The organism is Candidatus Zymogenaceae bacterium (assembly GCA_016931225.1).
Taxonomy (GTDB): domain Bacteria; phylum Desulfobacterota; class Zymogenia; order Zymogenales; family Zymogenaceae; genus JAFGFE01.
Window position 1 is genome coordinate 42584 of record JAFGFE010000018.1, and the last position, 18904, is coordinate 61487.

18 protein-coding genes are annotated in these 18904 nt (G+C 50.5%); 17 read left to right on the top strand and 1 reads right to left on the bottom strand.

The window, feature by feature from the left end; genetic code table 11:
- The first annotated feature begins 80 nt into the window (after positions 1-80).
- From JW885_07370 to JW885_07450, 17 genes are all read left to right on the top strand, one after another.
- The gene (locus JW885_07370) at positions 81-1358 is read left to right on the top strand and encodes a sulfate adenylyltransferase (GenBank protein ID MBN1881975.1); all 1278 of its coding nucleotides are present in this window, start codon (positions 81-83) and stop codon (positions 1356-1358) included.
- 77 nt (positions 1359-1435) lie between these two features.
- Positions 1436-1999, top strand: coding sequence for an adenylyl-sulfate kinase (cysC, locus tag JW885_07375; GenBank protein MBN1881976.1), 564 nt, complete (start codon positions 1436-1438; stop codon positions 1997-1999).
- 206 nt (positions 2000-2205) lie between these two features.
- Complete coding sequence (locus tag JW885_07380; protein MBN1881977.1) at positions 2206-3120, top strand: NAD(P)-dependent oxidoreductase; 915 nt, start codon at positions 2206-2208, stop codon at positions 3118-3120.
- Between the two features lie 49 nt (positions 3121-3169).
- A complete protein-coding gene (locus tag JW885_07385) occupies positions 3170-5137 on the top strand; it encodes a hypothetical protein (GenBank protein ID MBN1881978.1) in 1968 nt (655 codons plus the stop codon).
- A 273-nt stretch (positions 5138-5410) separates the two neighbouring features.
- Positions 5411-6301, top strand: a complete 891-nt coding sequence (locus JW885_07390) for an SDR family oxidoreductase (protein ID MBN1881979.1) — start codon at positions 5411-5413, stop codon at positions 6299-6301.
- Positions 6294-7271, top strand: a complete 978-nt coding sequence (locus JW885_07395; GenBank protein ID MBN1881980.1) for a glycosyltransferase — start codon at positions 6294-6296, stop codon at positions 7269-7271. The genes JW885_07390 and JW885_07395 overlap by 8 nt, the downstream gene beginning before the upstream one ends.
- A 170-nt stretch (positions 7272-7441) precedes the next feature.
- Positions 7442-8443: a GDP-mannose 4,6-dehydratase gene (locus tag JW885_07400; GenBank protein MBN1881981.1), complete on the top strand. Its 1002-nt coding sequence runs from the start codon at positions 7442-7444 to the stop codon at positions 8441-8443.
- Between the two features lie 18 nt (positions 8444-8461).
- Complete coding sequence (locus JW885_07405; GenBank protein MBN1881982.1) at positions 8462-9163, top strand: NTP transferase domain-containing protein; 702 nt, start codon at positions 8462-8464, stop codon at positions 9161-9163.
- Positions 9164-9175: 12 nt separating this feature from the next.
- Positions 9176-10132: an NAD-dependent epimerase/dehydratase family protein gene (locus JW885_07410; protein MBN1881983.1), complete on the top strand. Its 957-nt coding sequence runs from the start codon at positions 9176-9178 to the stop codon at positions 10130-10132.
- A 146-nt stretch (positions 10133-10278) separates the two neighbouring features.
- The gene (locus JW885_07415) at positions 10279-11199 is read left to right on the top strand and encodes a phosphoglycerate dehydrogenase (GenBank protein MBN1881984.1); all 921 of its coding nucleotides are present in this window, start codon (positions 10279-10281) and stop codon (positions 11197-11199) included.
- A 128-nt stretch (positions 11200-11327) separates the two neighbouring features.
- Entirely contained in the window at positions 11328-12002 is a 675-nt protein-coding gene (locus tag JW885_07420; protein MBN1881985.1) for a cyclase family protein, read from the top strand.
- Positions 12003-12690: 688 nt separating this feature from the next.
- The gene (gene pseB, locus JW885_07425) at positions 12691-13716 is read left to right on the top strand and encodes a UDP-N-acetylglucosamine 4,6-dehydratase (inverting) (GenBank protein ID MBN1881986.1); all 1026 of its coding nucleotides are present in this window, start codon (positions 12691-12693) and stop codon (positions 13714-13716) included.
- A gap of 1 nt (position 13717) precedes the next feature.
- Positions 13718-14932, top strand: coding sequence for a UDP-4-amino-4,6-dideoxy-N-acetyl-beta-L-altrosamine transaminase (pseC, locus tag JW885_07430; protein MBN1881987.1), 1215 nt, complete (start codon positions 13718-13720; stop codon positions 14930-14932).
- 52 nt (positions 14933-14984) lie between these two features.
- Positions 14985-15752, top strand: coding sequence for a TIM barrel protein (locus tag JW885_07435; protein ID MBN1881988.1), 768 nt, complete (start codon positions 14985-14987; stop codon positions 15750-15752).
- A gap of 278 nt (positions 15753-16030) precedes the next feature.
- Positions 16031-16939, top strand: coding sequence for a class I SAM-dependent methyltransferase (locus tag JW885_07440; protein MBN1881989.1), 909 nt, complete (start codon positions 16031-16033; stop codon positions 16937-16939).
- A gap of 48 nt (positions 16940-16987) precedes the next feature.
- Positions 16988-17869: an NAD(P)-dependent oxidoreductase gene (locus tag JW885_07445; protein ID MBN1881990.1), complete on the top strand. Its 882-nt coding sequence runs from the start codon at positions 16988-16990 to the stop codon at positions 17867-17869.
- A complete protein-coding gene (locus JW885_07450; protein ID MBN1881991.1) occupies positions 17866-18564 on the top strand; it encodes a metallophosphoesterase family protein in 699 nt (232 codons plus the stop codon). Before JW885_07445 ends, JW885_07450 begins: the two co-directional genes overlap by 4 nt.
- Before the next feature lie 4 nt (positions 18565-18568).
- On the opposite strand, the gene JW885_07455 is transcribed toward JW885_07450, so the two are convergent.
- A complete protein-coding gene (locus JW885_07455; protein ID MBN1881992.1) occupies positions 18569-18901 on the bottom strand; it encodes a hypothetical protein in 333 nt (110 codons plus the stop codon).
- Positions 18902-18904: the final 3 nt, after the last annotated feature.

The following is an 18904-nucleotide window of genomic DNA, read 5'->3' on the forward strand; positions in this document are numbered from 1 at the left end:
ATCGACATAAACGGATATCCGTATGCATCGCACGCGCGATTTCATGAACCCTGGTGCACGAACGCAGGAGAGACAGAGTTATGACAAAAATCGACACGGGACCCAAGAGGGTCCACGGTGGGCTGGAAGCGCCCATCAATCGCATTATAACCGAAGAGAGGGCGCGGGAGGTCCAAGCCCGTGCCGGTGAGCTGCCGAAGCTAATGTTGTCTCCGGCGGACCTTTCGACGATACGACGCATCGGCGACGGCTCCCTCAGCCCCCTGACAGGTCCTATGAACAGTGATGTGTTTTATGAGGTGCTGGCGGACGAGCGCATCCTCTCCGGCGGAGAATCCTACGCCTGGACCATCCCCATCGCCTTCCCCGTCACCGATGACGAAAAGAGCGGTCTTTCCGGGAAAAAGGAAGCCGTCGTCACCGATCCTGAGGGGAATCCCGTGGGCCTCCTTGAAGTTGAGGATGTGTTCGAATTTGACAAGATGATGTACCTGGAATCGGTATACGGCACGAACCGGACCGACCATCCCGGGGCCCGCATCATTCTGAACGATGAGCGGGAAACGCTGGTCGGCGGGAGTGTGTGGGTATTCCCCGAGATGTACCGGGGGATGTCCTCATCGCACCAGCTCCATCCTAATGATTCCAGAAAGCTGTTTATGGAGCGGGGCTGGGAGCGCATTATCGCGTTTCAGACGAGGAATCCCCTTCATCGCGCCCATGAATATGCAATGGTCGTGGCGGTGGAGCGTCTCACCGCCGAGGGAAGGTTTGCGGGCATCGTCCTGAATCCCCTTCTGGGGGAGCTCAAGTCCGACGACGTGCCCGCGACCGTGCGCATGAAGACCTATCAGGCCCTGCTGGACAACAGGGCCCTGGGCCGGGGCGATAAGGATGAGGCGATCTGGGAGAAGGCCGGATACGACATCAACGACCAGTTCATGTTGCTCGGTCTTGACATGAAGATGTTTTACGCCGGCCCGAAAGAGGCGATCATGCACGCGATCTATCGCCAGAATTACGGGTTTACCGACATCATCATCGGCAGAAAACATGCCGACGCCCCCTTCGACGACGGCAGCCCCATCTGGGGGGATTTCGACGCCCAGGAGAAGTTCGGCAACCTCAACGGGAACCTTGCCGTCAACAACCTGAACGTCGGCTTTGCGGCGTTTTACGAGGAGCTGGGCCGGGTGGCGCTGATGGAGGATGAGCGGGTGAAGGGGCTGAAGCCCACGACCATGTCGGGGACGAAGCTTCGAGAAATCCTGTCCCGGGGCGAGGTACCGGAGGAGAAATTCATGCGGCCCGAGACATCGAGCGTTCTTATTGAGTATTATAAAACACTGAAAGATTGAGGCGAGCGAAGGGAGATATCCCGTTTCGCATTTTCAAACAGATCAGGTGATTCAGGAGGTAACTCGTGGGAGATTTTATGCACCCCGGTGCGACGCTCTGGTTTACCGGGCTTTCCGGAAGCGGCAAGACCACCGTCAGTAAAATACTGGAAGAGACGCTGAAAAAATCAGGATATAAGGTTGAAGTGTTGGACGGAGACGTGGTTCGGACGAACCTCAGCAAGGGTCTGGGATTTTCCAAAGAGGATCGCGACATTAATATCAAGCGTATCGGCTTTGTCTGCAACCTCTTGACCAGAAACGACGTGATCGCCATCGGCGCGGCTATCTCGCCGTACAGAGAGGTGAGAAATTCCGTCAGGGAGCAGGTCGGAGACAAATTTATAGAAATATACTGCGAGTGCCCCCTCGACGTGCTCGTGGAGCGGGACGTGAAGGGATTGTACAAAAAGGCCCTGGCGGGGGAGATAAAGAATTTTACCGGCGTATCCGACCCCTACGAGGAGCCGGAGAACCCGGAAATCACGGTCTATTCAGGTACGGAGACCCCCGAAGAAAGCGCCGAGAAGATCGTCCAGTATCTTATTGCACATGGATATGTCGATGCCGATCGATTGAATCGGTCATACAAGGTTGCGTGACGATTCCGGCGGCTTCAAACATGAGAGGAGCCGTTGAAAAGAAGGTGTACTGACATTGCGGCCCATATCTGAGGGCGGTATGGAGTAGAGCTGCCGGTGGGTGCGGGAAGGCGGGTTTTGTACAGAGTGGGAGAGATGTCCCGGCATACCGTTCATCGTCGGGGATCGGTCGTACTGTGTATTCATTAAAAAAGGTAACAGGGCGTATGAAGGTATTGGTTACAGGGGGCTCGGGCTTTATAGGCAGTCATATTGCCGATAGTCTCTCGGATAAGGGCCATGACGTGAGAATTGTCGATATTCGCAGATCGGAATATCAGAAAAAAAATCAGGAAATGATGGTGGTTGATATTCTGGACCAGGATGCGTTGGACAAAAGTGTTGAGGGGTGCGAAGCGGTATACCACTTGGCGGGGATTGCCGATCTCGATAATGCGTCCACTCGTCCGGCGGAGACGGTGAGACAAAACGTCCTGGGCACCATCCTTCTGCTTGAATCATGCCGTAAGGCCGACATACGGCGGTTTATCTATGCCAGTACCATTTATGTATACAGTGAAAAGGGCGGATTTTACCGGTGCAGCAAGCAGGCTGCGGAGACCTATATCCACGAATATCACAGAAGGTACGGCCTTGAATATACGATCCTTCGCTTTGGGACGCTGTATGGCCCCAGGGCTGACAACAGGAACAGCGTGTGGCGTTATCTGTATCAGGCGCTCAAGGATGGGAAGATAATGGGGTCGGGAACCGGAGAGGAGATCCGTGAATACATCCATGTCAGAGACGCCGCACGGCTTTCTTCGCAGGTGCTGGATGAGGAGTTCGCCAACCAGCAGGTAACGATCACCGGTCATCATCCGATCAAATATCGTCAATTGCTTGAGACGATCAAGGAAATGCTCGGCGGGCGGATTGATATCTCCTTCAATAATGAGGACAGCAACGATCACTATCGCATGACGCCCTACTCATATACTCCAAAGATCGGACACAAGCTGGTCAGCAATTACTACGTTGATATGGGGCAGGGACTCTTGGAATGTGTCCAGGAGATGGAATCTTCAATCTTCAACGATTCTCAAGAGAAACACATCGTAATCGATGACGAGAATCGGTAGTCTTCTGGAAATATTCTCAAGCAGGTGACAGGTGGGCTTTCTGTGGATAATGGATGTGTGGGATCCGGCGGTTCTCGATGTTTCTTCCGAGGCTTCACCGAACGTACAGTTTCTCTGGCTCGGCGATACTCTCTTTCCCGTTGAGTGGGATCTCGAGCTTGAAAAGAGAGGGATAACACGGGTCGGTCTTTCGCGGGAAGAATCATGGGCGCTTCAGGAAGCGTTCAAAAAAGACTACATAGAATTTATCGCACACTGGCCGATACAGACGCATGTGAAAGCACATCGTTTTCTGGACCGCTTTAGTTGTGATGGATTTCCCCTTTGGTGGTTATCCGATCCGTCCGAGAAAAACACCCTGGTAAGCCCCGCCATACAGTACAGCCTTCAACTTCTGATGACCCGGGAAATACTCTCGAGACATGCGCCGTCCAGGGTGATGCTTCATATCAAAGAGGAGGGTTTCTTCCTCGCATTGAAATCTCTTGCGGCCGGTCTTGGGATCGAAGTCGACGCATCGCACAGCACGTATACTCATCGTGATAAGGGCATCGTGTGGTTTCTGAAAAAGCGGTTCAGGCATATGCTCAGAACCATGTTTACGTTTTTCTTCTGCCTCTGTATCTATTGGAGGTATACCGACGGGGCGATTCTAAAAAAAGGGTCCCGCTCGGTCGGTTTTTATTCCCTCTTCCCCGAGACATGGTTCCTCGACGGCGATAACAGCCGTGAGAGGATGTACGGATGTCTCCCGGATGAGCTGGAAACAAAAGGGGGATATCGAACCTTCTTCCTTTCGTTCACCAATGGAATCAGGCCGTATTTCGAACAGATACAAAGGTGCGGGAAGAAAACGAGAACGGATCTTCACAAAATAATTCCGCTGCATGCATTTTTAAAGGCGACTGATATTATTAGATCCTTTTTAGACCCACGCCCCGTTCTCCGTTTCTTGCAATTCGAGAGGACGCTTTCGTACAAAAAGGCCTTTCAGTTTTGCGGCATCGACCTGTATCATGTCTTTCGAAATGAATTTCGCAGGAGTTTTATCGGACCGTATATGCCGAGGGAGCTGATACATTATTTTGGCGTGAAGAATTTTTTGCGACGGCATGGGGATAGGGTGTCGGTGTTTTTCTATTTTCTGGAATTTCATAAGTGGGAGCGATCTCTGGCCATGTCCTTCAAGCGGACGGGGCATCACGATAAGCTTGTGGGGTGCCAGCACTCCACGATTTCACCGATGAGCATTAATTATTTTTTCTCTCCGGAAGAGATTCCCGTGCTTGATGATGAGAAGAAACACTTCGATTCACATCTTCCCATACCGCCCGGGATCGTTCTTTCCGGTGAGAAGAACCGTCACTATTTTTTGGAATCGGGTTTCAATCCGGATACGCTGAAGGTATTGGGAAGCCTCAGGTATGAGCGGGAGAAGTTTCTCACACCGTCTCGGGCCGCCGGAAAAACAAAGAAGGTGTTTCTGCCCGCGTCCATTCACCCGAGGGATGCCGTCACGTCGGTCGAAATGACCATCTATGCGTGCAAGAAGAACGGGTTTTCCCTGGTGGTGAAATCCCACCCGGTGTGTGATATCAGCCGGGAAGTATTCTCGATTGCACGGAGGGCGGGGTTTCGTGATATCGAGGTGTCCCAAGAGGCGACCTTCGATATTTTCCCTCAGGTCGAAACGGTCGTAACGTCCTGGACCACCGTATCTCTGGAAGCCCTGGTCTTCGGTCTGCCGGTCGTTATCCTTTCACATACAAACGGGCTCGACATCTCCATTTTCATGGGTGAAAGGGACATTGACGGGTTATGGTTCGCATCGGACCAGCATGAGCTTTCCGATGTGCTGATGGAGATTCACCGGGAGTATTCGACGACTCCCTTTGAGGTGAGGGAGCGTCTTTGGACCCGGTACCTCGGCGGAGAGAGTGCGTCGATCATGCGAAATTATATGGATCTTTTGTATGAACTCGAGAGCGAACAAAAAAGGCGCGCCCGCTCTCTATAATGAGACGCTTTTTTGTATATAGGAGATATTCACTGTGTACACTCGGGTCGTTATGGAGCAATCAGGCCCGGTACAATCCGATGAGTATCGACTCCCTCGGTGAAATCCATAAACTGTTTGACTCAAGAGGGAATGCAGTGTTACATTATATCTTTTTTGTTTGAAAAGGTTCCGAGTTGATTCTCAGCTCCGGGCCGTGACTTCAAGACAGGTGTGATCGGGACTCCGGCGGGATATCGCGAAACGTATAAAAAAGAAAAAGAGAGTGAAACGATGAGGATATTCATTACGGGCGGTACGGGACTTCTCGGAAGAAACTTAATAACGTACCTTGAAGAGAAACATACTCTTTTCTGCAGTCACTTTCCCGCCGTTCCCGTCGACCGTGATCATATTCCCCATTATCTCCTTGATATCACAGAGCGGGAGCGTGTTTTCGATATCCTTGGCGAGGTGAAACCGGATGTAATCGTTCATACCGCCTCGTGCGGGAATGTGGACTGGGTGGAGAAGAACCGGGAACAGGGGCGGAAGGTAAATGTTGAGGGGACGAAAAACATCGTTGATGCGGCGCGAAAGATAGACGCCAGGGTGATTTTCACGTCCACCAATGCCGTTTTCGACGGGGAAAACGCCCCCTACCGGGAGGAAGACCCGACTCATCCCATAAATATGTACGGCAAGACGAAGGTCGAGGGCGAGAGAATCGTCTCTCAGGCGGGGACGAATCATACCATTGTCCGGCCGATTCTCATGTACGGCTGGAATCACCCACAGGAGCGTCAGAATCCCGTTACCTGGCTGTTGGTGCAGTTGAGAGAGGGAATACAGATCAAGCTTGTCGATGATATATATGCCAATCCCCTCCTCGTGGATGACTGTTCGATGGCGATCAAAAAGATTATCGAGGAAGAGAAATCCGGACTCTATCACATCGCCGGGGGCGAGCGGCTCAACCGCTACGAAATGGGTGTGATGACGGCGGAGGTTTTCGATCTCGATGTCGATTTGCTGAGTCCGGTGAAGAATTCTTTTTTCCAGGCGATCGCTCCCCGGCCCGTCGATACGTCATATGATGTCTCCAAGATGATTTCCGATCTGGGGGTTCGCCCCCGCGGGATGCGGGAGGGATTGGTATTCATGCGAGAGAGTGATCATGGCTAAGAATACCGTGAGTATCGTCGTCCCGGTGTATAATGCACAGCAGTATATCGGGGCCGCCATACAAAGCGCCGTCGACCAGACCTATCCTGATAAGGAGATCATTGTGGTGAACGATGGGTCAAAGGATGACAGCGAGAGAGAGATACTCCTTTTCAAGGAACACATTCATTATATCAGCCAGGACAATGCGGGCGCTTCCGCGGCCCGTAATCGGGGCATTCAGGCCGCCTCCGGAACGCATATCGCCTTTCTGGACCACGATGATGTCTGGTTACCGCACAAGCTCGAAGAGCAAATGGCGCTTTTCGATCGTGATCCCTCACCGGGCCTTGTATTTTCCGATTTTTATTATCTGAAGGGGTCTTCCGTATATAAAGAGACACAGGAGAATCGCTTTCACCGGGGAGACGCCCTGGTGGATCTCTTGAGGGGAAATTTCATCTCGCTTTCTTCAATAGTGGTCCGTCGAGACGTCTTTGACGAAGTCGGTTATTTTGATAAAAAGTACAAGATCCCCCAGGATTATGATTTATCCCTCAGGATCGCCGCAAAATACCCTATTGATTATGTCGACAAACCGTTGTTCTACTACCGCATATATGATGACAGCACATCGCTGGGCAATGTAAGCGTCCTCATCAATGAGACCCTTGATATTCTTGACACATGGGAAAAAAAGGCGGGTGATCCACGGGTTTCCGCCGCTATTGCCGAGCACAAATCTCAACAGTATCTCGGTCTGTCGCGGTATTATGTCTCGGCGGGCGATAAAAAGAGCGCCGCACAGGCCCTTGTGATCGCCGCGGGCTATAGTGAAAACCGGATGATACGGACGAAAAAAAGACTCCTGACCCTTTTTGGCCTGAGGGGGTATAGGGTAGTCAACACAATATGGGACATGATGCAAAGAAAAAAGCGGCGGGGGTACATCGGATCGCTGGAAGGGTGTATGCATGATTCCCACGTGTAGTCGAATTGTCGGGCCGTCTTGAATTGATGAAAGTCTTTTATGTCAATCGTGTGTCGTGGGGGGAGAGGGGAGTGGGTGCTTTTCTTATGATTGTCGGAAAGGTACGCGGGCGGGGATCATCGGTTGATGTCTCATTGAGATGATGATTGCGTCGTAATTATACATCGTGGATGGTGATTATGGGGAATCTTACCGGGAAGCGTGTTTTGGTGACCGGCGCCGGCGGTTTTATCGGAAGCCATGTGACCGAAGCCCTGGTGCGTGAAGGCGCGTCCGTAATCGGATTCGTCCACTACAACAGCAGGAACGACTGGGGTAATCTTGAACTGCTGGAAGAAGAGATCCGAAAGGAGGTGAATGTCTTTGCAGGAGACGTCACCGATCCTTTCAGCGTTCGCACCGCTGCCCTCGATAGTGAGATAATCTTTCATCTTGCCGCGCTCATCGGGATCCCATATTCGTACACGGCGCCGGCGTCGTACGTCGCCGTGAACGTCACGGGCACCCTGAACGTCATGGAGGCGGCCAGGGAAACCGGCGCCCGGGTCGTTCACACGTCGACGTCCGAGACATACGGTTCGGCGCAGTATGTTCCGATAGACGAGAAACATCCCCTTGTCGGGCAATCGCCGTATTCCGCCTCAAAAATCGCCGCCGATAAGATTGTCGAGAGTTATTACCGATCCTTCGATATGCCGGTCGTGACCGTTCGTCCGTTCAATAATTACGGCCCCAGGCAAAGCGCCCGGGCGGTCATTCCGACGATCATCTCCCAGGTCGTTTCGGGATTTCCTGAGATTAAACTGGGGCTGACAACGCCGATACGTGATCTGCTGTACGTGTCCGATACCGCCCGGGGATACATGCTCGCGGCGTCCTCACAGGAGGCCGAGGGCGAAACGATAAATCTGGGATACGGCAAGGGCATCACCATCGGCGATTTGGCGCGGATGATTATCGAGATTTCGGGAAAAGACGTGTCCGTGGTATCCGATGAAAGTCGTGTGAGGCCCGAGAAGAGCGAAGTAACACAGTTGATAGCGGACAACACCAAAGCCAAGGCGCTTCTCGGATGGGAGCCCCGTGTCGAACTGAGGGAGGGATTGGAGAGGTGTTATGCGTATATCCGGGACAATCTCTCTCTCTTCAAACCGGAAATATATAATGTGTAGGAGCAAAAGGAGCTTCTCGTGAGAGCGGTAATTCTTGCCGGAGGTAAAGGGAAGAGGCTCATGCCGTATACCGCGATTTTGCCCAAACCGCTGATGCCGGTCGGCGATCGCCCGATCCTGGAAATAATCATCCTCCAGCTCAAGCGATGCGGTTTTACCCATATAACGATGGCCGTCGGTCATCTTGCGTCCCTGATACAGACGTTCTTTGGTGATGGATCACGATGGGGCGTGAAGATCGATTATTCGATAGAGGACAGCCCCCTTGGAACAGCGGGTCCGATAGGCCTGATCGACGACCTGTCGGACGATTTCCTTGTGATAAATGGGGATATCCTCACGGATCTGAATTTTGCGCTGTTGATGGAACAGCACAAGCAATCCGGCGCAATGGCCACTGTCTCTTCATATGAAAAGAAGGTTGAGATAACCCTCGGGATTTTGGAAACGGAACAAAATCGTGTGACGAAATATATCGAGAAACCCACACTGACGTATCGTGTCTCAATGGGCGTCTATGCCATGAATGTCTCCGTTCTCACATATATCACAAAGGGGGCGCCGTTGGATTTCCCGGACCTCTTCACGTCATTGGTCGCCGCCGATGAAAGGGTCATGTCGTATGATTTCGACGGCGTCTGGTTTGATATCGGCAGGGTTGAAGATTACGAGGAGGCCGTTGTCTCTTTTCAGGCGCACACGAATATCTTCCTTACGTAGGGCCGCATCAGGATGAAACGAGCGCTCATCACCGGGGCACTGGGACTGGCCGGAGTATATCTGGCTCGACACCTCATTGAGAAGGGATATCGTGTATTTGGAATGGACGTCAGGGACGGCCGTGACGACGACCTTGTCCCTGAGGGGCTCAAGATCATTACCGGAGACATTACCAATCCGAGTGATGTGATCGAATCTTTTAAGATATCGTCTCCTCATCTGGTCTTTCATCTCGGGGCGATGATCTCGGGCGGCGGGGCTGCGGGCGGCAGCGCCGATTTTTTGGATTGCAATGTGAAGGGAACGCTGCATGTTCTCGAGACGGCGCTGGCTCAAAACAAGAAATCCCGGATTCTCTTTTCCTCCTCTTCCGCGGTGTATGACGCGGGTATTCGAAAGACGGTTGCCGAAGACTCCCCCCTGGGGCCCGTGACGTTTTACGGAGTCACGAAGCTGTTGTCCGAGCAGCTGTGCACCTATTTCGCCGGGAAATACGATCAGGAAATCGTTATCGCACGGACCTTCAACAATACCGCCCCGGGAGAGCATACCAGGATGGTGTCGTCCAGCCTGGCCGTCCAGGTGGCGCGGATGGAGGGTGGTGAGGCGCCTCCCCTTTTGAAGGTCGGGCGGACGGACATCGTGAGGGATTTTACGGACACGCGGGATGTTGTGCGCGCATATTTCGGACTCATCGAAAAGGGCGAGCGAGGCGGGATATATAATGTCTGCAGCGGCACCGGCAGGCCGATAGCATGTATTATCGATGTGCTCAGGGAAGCGTCTTCGATCTCCTTTGACGTGGAGACGGAATCCGGGCGGGAGAGAAATGCAAAAGAGGACATCTCGTCCCAGATCGGCGATCCGTCGAAGCTTACGGCCCGAACGGGATGGAAGACGAACATCCCCTTTGAGCAGACGATACGGGAGCTTCTGGACTATTGGAGGAGGAACGTGTCGCGTTCCTGAGCGTCGATGTCATCCGTATCTTGAATAATGGATCGCACAGACTGCCGCGGCATGAAGGAGATATCCCGACAATTCCGGGGAATCTTCCTGATATCATCTCGAAACGAAAATGAAGAGTGTCTACAGTAACCATCGTGTGGTAGGGTATGAAAAAGATTACCGTTTCAACATCAACATTCGGTGCGTATGACAGAGCCCCCCTCGAATCTCTTGAGGCCAGGGGGTATACGGTCGTGTTGAATCCGTTTGGAAGAACCCTTTCCGAACAGGAGGTGATCGACCTTGCCGGGGGGTCGGTCGGCCTTATTGCGGGCACGGAGTCGCTCAGCCTCGGGGTGCTGAATTCCCTTTCCGATCTCAAGGTGATCGTGAGGCTCGGGACCGGAATGGATAATGTGGATATGGAGGCGGCAGAAAAAGCGGGAATCGCCGTTACCAACACACCCGACGGTCCCGTTCTTGCTGTGGCGGAACTGACAATCGCCCTGGCGCTCTCGCTGTTGAGAAATATCGCCCTGATGAACGGTCACATGAAGGGCGGGACGTGGGAAAAGAGGATGGGAAACCTCCTTTTTGGGAAACGGGTCGGAATCATCGGGTACGGTAAGATCGGCATGAAGGTGGGGGAGCTGTTTCAGAAACTCGGCTGCGATATTTCTTTTTTCGATCCCGTCGTGGAAGCGTCTTTTCCCGGTGCGACGAAACTTTCGCTTGTGGAGCTGCTCAAAACATCGGATATCGTCACCATACATGCTTCCGGCGGGGACGCTCCCATCATCGGGAAAGAGGAAACGGCCGTGGTGAAAGAGGGCGCATGGCTGATAAATTGTTCCCGGGGCACGCTTATTGATGAGACGGCGCTCATCGACGCGCTTCAAAGCGGCCGTATTCGCGGGGCTGCGCTGGATGTCTTCAGCCGGGAGCCGTACAGCGGCCCGCTGACGGCCCTGGATAACGTGATCCTGACCCCACATATCGGGTCGTATGCACTGGAGGCGCGGGTGAAGATGGAGCACGACGCAGTGCAGTTGCTCCTTGCGGGGTTGGATGGGCTGAACGGGAAATGAGTGAATAGATCGCCGAAGGGACGGGGCGATAAAAGGGGGAGGGAAACGTGCGCGGGTCGATGTGTATTGAGAGATGACGGATATGCACGGGTTTCATTCTTTTAGTGTAAAAGTATCCGGTGAGCGGTATGGATGAATGGATTTTTCTTTCGTATCTGTTGGACGGGCGGACGCCCGCATACGGCGGCGGTGAATCCATACAGATAGAGTCCGTTCGATCGATGGAGAATGGAGATACCTGCAACACATCGCAATGGGCCCTCTCAAATCACCTGGGAACGCACATCGACGCCCCCAGGCATTTTGCACACAACGGAAAAACCGTCGATGACTATCCGGCTTCTTTCTGGATATTCACCTCGGTCTGTGTTGTGTGCGTTGAAACAACGAAGGGTGAGATGACGATCGGGCGCGGTGAATTGGAAAAGGCGGGGGTGCCCGATCAAACCGACCTTTTGATATTTAAAACAGGTTTTTCCGACCTCAGAGATAAGGACTCCTATATCTATGAGGGGCCGGTGTTTCTGCCGGAAACCGCGGATTATATCCGATCGGAGCTTCGGTCCGTCAGAGTCATCGGATTCGACTCAATATCGGTCTCATCATGGAGGGACCGCCCCCTTGGGAGGGAGACGCATAAGCGGTTTCTGGACCATGAAAACCCCATCCTCCTTTTGGAGGATCTCGATCTCTCTTCGATAGATCGTCACAGCACCATTGTGTGCTGTATCATCAGCCCGCTTCGTGTGACCGGCGCCGACGCCTCACCATGTACGGTTCTGGCGCGGATACACCATACATGAGTATTATCGCCGATGGAAGCGTTGCCGACATGGATGAAAAAACGGCCGTATAGCGCCGTTTCGCGTTGCCACGCGGGATCTCACGGTAATCATGAAGGAGACATGAGGATTTCCCGGTACTTGGCTTTTTTGATCGTGTGCGGCAACTTTTTTTGTTTGACACGATACAAGAGAGCGGTTAAAATTCAATAAGTGAACATCAAAAGTGCTGGGATATTAGCGAAATAGCAAAGAATCGCTTTTATTCTATCGGGTTCTCTCGTCCCGACGTCTCTGTTCGCGAGAGAGTACCATGAGTGGATGGTCGAGAGCGATCTGTTCGTCGATGTGATGGATCGGCGACTGCTTCGACCGCGGGACCCGATCCTCTCGGAATGACATGCGCCGTATGTATTGAGAGGTGCGTTGATCGGGATATGTGGGAAATATTCGATTGATAGCATTGAAAGAAGAGAAGATGACGTTTCTCTTGTTCCGGTGAAAAATGGGGGGGCTTTCGCTCTCTCAATTGTGGAACAGGAGATGTTAAACGTGTCATATTTATGGTAGTATCGGTATATGGGATGAAGATGGGCGTTATGTTTCATACCAGGATGAACTCGCAGTGGTTTCCTGGTAAAGTTTTTTGTATTGTGCATGAAAAACCGATGTTCATTCCACTTACCATGTACCGGAATGGAGAAAAACATTGTTAAACGGTAAAACGATACTTATCACCGGTGGGACCGGATCGTTCGGGAAAAAATGCGTTCAAACCATTCTTTCCCGATATGAACCGAGAAGACTTATCATTTTCAGCAGGGACGAGCTGAAACAGTTTGAGATGTCACAGGTGTTCAGCGTGGAGAAATATCCTTGTCTTCGATATTTTATCGGCGATGTGCGGGATAAAGAGCGGCTGCACAGGGCGTTTCACAATGTTGATTATGTCATTCACGCCGCCGCCCTCAAGCAGGTTCCATCCTGCGAGTACAACCCATTTGAGGCGATCAAGACGAACATCATCGGCGCGGAGAATATCATTAATGTCGCCATCGACCAGGGGATAAAGAAAATCATCGCCCTTTCGACGGACAAGGCTGCGAATCCAATCAACCTGTACGGCGCCACCAAGCTCTGCGCCGACAAGCTGTTCATCGCGGCCAATACATATGCGAGCAGCGGAAATACGCGTTTCGCCAACGTCAGGTACGGCAATGTGTTCGGCTCTCGGGGAAGCGTTATCCCGTTTTTCCTCGAGGAGCGAAAGAACGGGGTGCTTCCGATTACGGATGAGCGCATGACGCGGTTCTGGATCACCCTCCAGCGGGGTGTTGATTTCGTTCTTGCAAGCCTGGAGAGAATGAAGGGCGGTGAGCTTTTTATCCCCAAAATCCCGAGCATGAAAATTGTTGACCTGGCCCGTGCCATCGGCCCCGAGTGCGAATTGAAGGTTGTGGGCATTCGGCCCGGAGAAAAAATACACGAGGTGCTCCTTCCCCGGGAGGAGTCGAGAAACGCCGTTGAATTTGATGAATTTTACGTTGTCCAGCCCGATATGAAATTTTTTCATTACGAGTCATGGAGTAACGGTGCGGAAGTCCCGGAAGGATTTGAATACAACAGCGGGAACAACACTCAATGGCTGACGGCTGAACAGATGAGAAGCATGATCGAGGAGCTGTATCCCGAAGAACCGGTTGGTATTGATACCACCTATATGAAAATAAAATGAGATGAACGATCCCGAAATAATTCCATATGGCTGCCAAACGATAGAAGAAGACGATATTGAGTCCGTTGTAGAGATTCTTCGCTCAACCCTCATTACCACCGGCCCGGCAGTCGAACAGTTTGAAGATAAACTGCGGAATTACCTGGGAGTGAAATACGCCGTTGTGTGTTCATCCGGGACGGCGGCGCTGCATCTCGCATGTTTGGCCGCCGGAATCGGCCCCGGAGATGACGTCATCACCTCTCCCCTTACCTTTTCGGCGTCGGCGAACTGTTCCATATTCGTCAATGCCCGCCCACGCTTTGTGGATATCGAGATTGACACGGGATGCATGAACGCCGATGCCCTGGAGGAATACCTCTCAGAGAGAAAAAACAACGGGAGCGCACGCGCGGTTATCCCCGTTCATTATTCCGGGCTCACCTGTGATATCCCCGGGATATACGATATCGCCCGGGAAAACGACCTTGTTGTCATTGAGGACAGCTGTCACGCCCTTGGTGCACAGTACCGGCATGATGGAACATGGTACATGGTTGGGGCGTGTGCCCACTCGGACATGTCGGTTTTCAGCTTTCATCCGGTGAAACACATCACCACCGGTGAAGGAGGGGCGATAACGACGAACGATGAAAATATATATAAAAAGTTGATCAAGCTTCGGTCTCACGGTATGGAAAAAGACCATGAACACTTCAAGTATCCGGAGCTGGCTCAAGATAATACGGGGAACGTCAATCCGTGGTACTACGAAATCGAAGAGGTCGGGTATAACTTTAGAATCACCGACTTTCAATGCGCATTGGGTATGCACCAGCTGCAAAAACTGGAGACGTTTCTTGAAAAACGGAGAAAGATTGCATCAGTATATACCGAAGCGTTTTCTGATTTGGATCACCTGGCTCTCCAGGCGACTTTTGAAGATCGAAACCATGCCTACCATCTGTTTCCGGTATTAATTGATTATGATGCGATCGGTTTGACGCGTGGAGAGTTGATGCTATTGTTGAGAGATAAGGGAATCGGGAGTCAGGTACATTACATCCCGGTCCATTATTTGGGATATTACCGTAAAAAATTCGGATATTCGCCGGGCGATTATCCGAACGCGGAGCGATTCTATGAAAAAGAGCTGTCGCTGCCGATTTTTCCGAAATTGACCCGCGAACAGCAAGAACATATCATAGAAGAGATTCAGCGGGTTTTCAGTTCCTGACATACTCGTTTATTGTAATCGGTCGAAAAGAAAAAAGAACACAGCATATAGAATGGACGATTATAAAATCGGTTTGAAAATATGGTCGATCAATAAAGAGTATTTTCAACCGGCACAGATTCTTATCTCAGAGGGATATTGTGATTTTCTGGAAATCTATTATGTTCCGGGTTCCAGCGCGGATTATGTATCACTCTGGAAGAAAATTGACGCCCCGATTTTTGTGCACGCCCCTCATTATTCCCACCGAGTGAATCTATCCCTTCGGGAGTTTGAAGAGGGTAATCGGAAGTCGCTGGATGAGGCAATAACCTTTGCGAAGCGCCTCGACGCCCGGGGAGCAATTATACACGGAGGAACGGGGGGAACAATCGACGAATTGATCCGCCAGATCAGTCGGTTTGACAGGAACACCTTGATCATCGAAAACAAGCCGGTATGTGGCTTGAATGATGCTTTCTGTGTTGGTGTTACCCCGGAAGATATCAAAACGATTCTCGATGAGCTCGGTATGAGGTTCTGCCTGGATATTTCGCACGCGATTATCGCCGCGAATACACTCGGGATCGATGCGCTCGAGTTGATCGATAGCTTTATTTCTCTCGGGCCGACACTATATCATCTGTGCGATAGTTATACCGACGGTAATGTCGATCATCATTTGAATATCGGGGATGGTGATTATGATTTCCCGGCTTTGTTGTCTCACATCCCAAAAGACGCATGGATAACGCTCGAAACTCCGAAAAACAAGAAACCAGGCCTTTTAGATGTTATAGATGATGTTCAATTGCTGCGACACTTGTGCGGCCATGAATAAGTGGAGCAATTGTTCCTCGTATTTGAGAAAGAGATATGTCGTTTTAAGACATGGACATGTGCATGCGATAGAGTAATAATTTGATTTGGTGGAGAAAGAGTTGATATGTGAGAGTACAAGACTCCTTCAAAATTTTGATATGAAGTGTTTTTTTAAATTATCAAAAGTTTTTAATGTGCGCCCGGTAGTGTGAGAAACGAAGGATTTGTCACGTCACTCGATGGAGAGAAAAGTCAGGCTGAGTTTTTTAGTGTTGTCCGGGCAGAGGAGAGCCTTTCATGAAGGTAGCGGAATATAAGGTAATTACCGACCCAAAGTATGGTTTTAAACGGATTGATCCTGTACCCACGGACGAAGAACTAAGAAAACATTATTATGATACATACTATTCCTTGGTTTCAGATAACCGGGGAGTTTCTATGAAAAGACTGCTTGAGCGGGATACGGAAACACAGCTTGAGATCAATTGGCTGGAGCAGACGGTATATACTGATATTGAGCACATATTACGGACCAATTTGGCTGAGGAGAGTAGATCACTGCTTGAGGTTGGTTGCGGCACCGGGGATTTCCTGGCCTACCTTTCCGACCGCGGGTGGGATTGTGAAGGCGTTGAACCGTCGCAGGAGGCAACTGAGTATATTGTCAAGGAGAAGGGAATCCGAATTCAGCATTGTTTTTTTGAGGATTTTGTTGCCGATTGTCCCGAAGCGCACAAAAAATACGACGTGATCTTGCTCATGAATGTTCTTGAGCATGTACCCCGTCCCGACGAGTTTCTCAACATGACAAAGAAGGTATTGAAGCCGTCATCTGGAATTGTATGTATCAAGATTCCGAATGATTTTTCACGTTTCCAGGAGTTGGCGGAACAGGTCATTGACGAAAAAAAATGGTGGGTACAGGTTCCCGACCATATAAATTATTTTGATTTTTCTTCCATTGAATTATTTTTAAACAAAATGGGATTCCATATTATTGAAAAGGTGGCGGATTTCCCCATGGAATTCTTCTTGCTGTCTGGAGACAACTATATCAATAAACCGGATGTTGGGAGCGCATGTCATAAGAAAAGAAGAAGATTTGAAATGTCCATTCCGGGAGATCTCAGAAGAAGTCTTTATGTTTCTCTCGCACAGATTGGAGTCGGGAGGGAATGTACGGTCTTCGCTTCATACCGGGAATGATATTGATTGATGAAGAATCTGGATACTTTTTAAAAGGCACAATTGTCGATGATAGATACAGTAATAGTTACGGGGGCGTCCGGTTTTCTCGGTTCCGAGTTGTTGATATGTTTGAAAAAGACATACCCGAAAGCAACCATTATTCCGATTGTATCTCCAAGACAGGAAAAAGGAATTGATTTATGTGATGATAATGTCGTCTCTCAACTCAATCAGACATACGACATACCTCATCCCGATAATACCCTCTTGATACATGCCGCTGCGTATATGGATTGGCACTCAAGGGAGGGTATATTCAAAAATGTGGAGATGGCGACCAATATTGCCGAATGGGCGAAATCTCAAGGAATTGGTTTTAACATCTTCGTGAGCAGTGTCAGTGTCTATAAACAAAGCGAATATGCAGATCACACGACAGGGTGTTTCCCGGAAACATATTATGGGATAGGGAAATTAACCTCCGAACATGTTTGGAGGATGTTATTGCCGGAAAAAAACAGATCGATCATCAGATTTTCGGGTATCTGGGGTTGGCAGAGGAAACCGACTCTTTTTTGGAACAAATTGCTGATCTCCGCCGCGACGGATTCTCACAATGATTCTGATCTCGTTATTACACGAGCAGGCAGTAAAAGGAATTATATATCATATAGGGAAGCATCCAATTGCCTGATACATATAGCGAAGAACCGTTTACATGGGACGTTTCTTGCGGCGGGCAAGGATATGATAGACACGAAAACTTTTATCGACTATCTGAATAAACAAAAAGACTCGAAATTGTCGGTTGTCTGGAATGATGACGGTCATCAGGATGAGATTTTTTTTAAACCGAGCGATGAAATACTGGATTGCTTACACCCGTTCGAAGATGAAATGGAATATATGTGGTCCCAAAAACCGGCATGGGTTGATGAAACCGCATGATACTCTCTATCATTTCGGATATCCATGGAAACTTCCCGGCCTTCAGGGCGGTGATGGATGTGATTTCTTCCCGGGTTGAAAAGATGCTCTTTCTCGGCGATCTCTGCGGTTATTATCCTTTTGTTGAGGAATGTATAGGAATTTGGGACGAAAAACAGATCATCGGCGTAAGAGGGAACCACGATCAGATATTCATCGATTGCATGGAGTCGGGGCGGGAACCCGATGCGGAGTATGAGAAGAAATACGGCTCCGCCCTGAAACGCTCCCTGGATGATGCGTCGGAGCGAGCCCGACATATCATCATGTCGATGCCCCAATATAGGAAAATAGTTTTTGGAGACGTGACGATCGGAATGTATCACGGTGCGCCATGGGACCCGCTTGAGGGGAGGGTATATCCTGATTTCAAAGACTTGGAGCGCTTCGGTGATGTGGATGTTGATATCGTTTTACTGGGTCATACCCATTATCCAATGAAACTTACGTATAAGGACAAACTGATCGTCAATCCCGGATCCATCGGGCAGCCGCGGGACCGAATCCTGAGTGCATCATATGCGCTCCTGAACACGCATTCCGGGGAGGTTGAACATCAAAGAATCGAGTATGATCCTCATGTGATAATTGAAGATGCAAAGAAAAACGATCCAGATAATCGGTATCTTGTGGAGGTCTTGAAGTCTTATGAGTGAATCGTTACGTGTACTGGTTACCGCCGTCGGCGGTGATCTCGGCCAAGCTCTTGTAAAGGCGCTTCGCCTTTCTCGGCGTACCATTGAATGTTATGGTACCGATTGCGATGATACGGGAATAGGCTCGCTCATCGTCGATACATTTCATGTCGTTCCTCGAGCCGATAACCCGGACTATGTGGATTCGTTGATAAAAATATGCCGGGAATATGGGATTCAGGCGGTTGTGCCGGGCAGTGAGCCTGAAATACACGTCCTGAGCCGTCTGGGTGATCCCCCGCAGCTGGATGAAAATATCCCGATAATTTGCCAGCCTTCCAAATGGTTTGACATCCATCGT